Origin of the sequence: Methyloferula stellata AR4, from assembly GCF_000385335.1 — a bacterium.
Lineage (GTDB): Bacteria > Pseudomonadota > Alphaproteobacteria > Rhizobiales > Beijerinckiaceae > Methyloferula > Methyloferula stellata.
In genome coordinates, this window is record NZ_ARWA01000001.1 from 2,170,636 (window position 1) to 2,172,606 (window position 1,971).

Consider the following 1,971-nt stretch of genomic DNA (forward strand, 5'->3'; position numbering starts at 1 on the left):
CTGGCTTCGCGATAGTGGTGCGATGACGCGTTTCGACAATCGTGACTATGTCTCGATGACGATGGAGTTTCGCTGCAATCTGCAATGCGTGCATTGCATGATTGAAGGCACGATGGATCGCCTGCGGCCTGAATCGGATGCGCGCTTCGACGAGCTTCTCGCGGTCAATGCGCGTGAAGCCCGCTGGAAGGGCCTGATCCTGACGGGATCGGAGATAACCTTACGGAAGGATCTCCTCGAACTCGCCAAGCGGGCGCGGCAAGCCGGGTTTTCCCATGTCCGTATCCAGAGCCACGGGATGGCACTTGAACAGGAGAGCTTCTGCGAGGCTCTTCTCGATGCCGGTGTCGACGAGTTCTTCATCAGCATCGCGGGGTCCGACGCGCCCCGGCACGATGAGATTACGACGGTGCCGGGCTCGTTTGAAAAAACGCTTCGCGGGCTTGAAAACCTCGACCGCCTCGGCGGCGCAACAGTACTCACCAATACGGTTATTACCCGGCGCAGCGCGGACGACCTGCCGGCCATTGTCGATGTGCTCGCCCATATCAAATGCCTCGCGCAAATGGAGTTCTGGAATTATTGGCCGATGCGCGAGGACGATGAGAAAGATCTTATCGCACCGCTCGGTCTCGTTACGCCGCAACTCAGGCTCGCTGTCGCCAAAGCACAATCTCTTGGACGCTCCATCGAAATCAAGAACATGCCGCAATGCATGCTTGGCAGCGACGCAGCGCTTCTCGTCAACCAACAGCCGCACCTCTACGTGGACGAGGCATTCTGGGCCGAGTTTGGCCGCAACGGTTTCTACCAATGCGTGTACAGGGAGCGCTGCGGCTCTACCGAATGCCTCGGATTAACCACCGCCTATATCCGCAAGTTCGGTTGGGAAGACGGTATGCTCGCACCAATAGCGCAAGCCTGAGACCGGCGTCGAAGCGGCGCGACAGACGTGTGAAAGCCGCTGTCATAATTATCAAATCCGCTCTGCGAGCGTTGTGGTAACCCCTCAACAGTGCTAACGAAATCTTAAACATGGCAGAAATGAGCCGTGCCAACCTGGCACTGGGAACGCTAACCATTGGATTTTCAATGACCAAGCAACTGTTGATATACGATAAGGCAGTACCGGTTTCGCCGAAGCAGCATCTCAACACGTCAGTCAAGTTTGGCGCCGATTACAGCTTCGCACGCGAAGTGAATTCCGTGCCCTTGATGTCGGTCGAATTCGAATTCTGCGTTGGCGAATATGCGATCGTATTCGCGGGCGAGGCTGGCACGATTATGCCCGTCGCCATGCTCGGCGTCCGCGATCATGAAAATCTTTATGTCGGCGCTTCGGGCGAGTGGTTGGGCAAATATATTCCGGCCTTCTTGCGCCGCTATCCTTTCGTCTTCTCTTCAAACGACGACGGGAAAACCTTCACGCTTTGCGTGGACGAGGACTATAGCGGCGTCAATACGGAAGGGCGCGGCGAGCGCCTGTTCGACAGCGCCGGTGAACGCACCCAATATCTGCAAAATGTGCTGAACTTCCTGCAGGCCTATCAGGTCCAGTTCCTGGCCACCCGCAAGTTCGTTCAGATGCTCGAAGAGCTTCAGCTGTTCGATCCGATGGAGGCGCAATTCACTTTGCGCTCGGGTCAGCAGATGAAGCTTGGCGGCTTCAAGGTGGTCAATCGCGAACGGCTTCGCCAATTGGACGGGCAGAAGCTCGCAGAACTCGCCCGCTCGGGCGGTCTCGATCTCATCTATTCGCATCTGCATTCCTTGCGGAATTTCACTCCTATTGCCGAGCGTATGGCGCAGGCGGTTCCGCCGCTCGCGCTTCCGAACGGTTCAACATCAGAGGCGCTTGAGTCGGCGCCCGTCTGAAAACGACGGCATTGCCGTCGTACAAAGAGTGATGCACCGCGAATATTTTGCGGTGCATAAATTTCGTCAAAAATGTTTTTTTGTGAGGGTTGTGTC

The 1,971-nt window shown here is 56.3% G+C and carries 2 protein-coding genes; both read left to right on the top strand.

What is annotated here, in order from left to right:
- The first annotated feature begins 22 nt into the window (after positions 1-22).
- Positions 23-925, top strand: a complete 903-nt coding sequence (locus A3OQ_RS0110820; protein ID WP_020175409.1) for a radical SAM protein — start codon at positions 23-25, stop codon at positions 923-925.
- A gap of 167 nt (positions 926-1,092) precedes the next feature.
- A complete protein-coding gene (locus A3OQ_RS0110825) occupies positions 1,093-1,875 on the top strand; it encodes a SapC family protein (protein WP_020175410.1) in 783 nt (260 codons plus the stop codon).
- Positions 1,876-1,971: the final 96 nt, after the last annotated feature.

What these genes read in the sequence shown, in the direction of transcription:
- A3OQ_RS0110825 (WP_020175410.1), top strand. Translation starts at nt 1,093, where the DNA reads ATGACCAAGCAACTGTTGATATACGATAAGGCAGTACCGGTTTCGCCG.
- A3OQ_RS0110820 (WP_020175409.1), top strand. Translation starts at nt 23, where the DNA reads ATGACGCGTTTCGACAATCGTGACTATGTCTCGATGACGATGGAGTTT.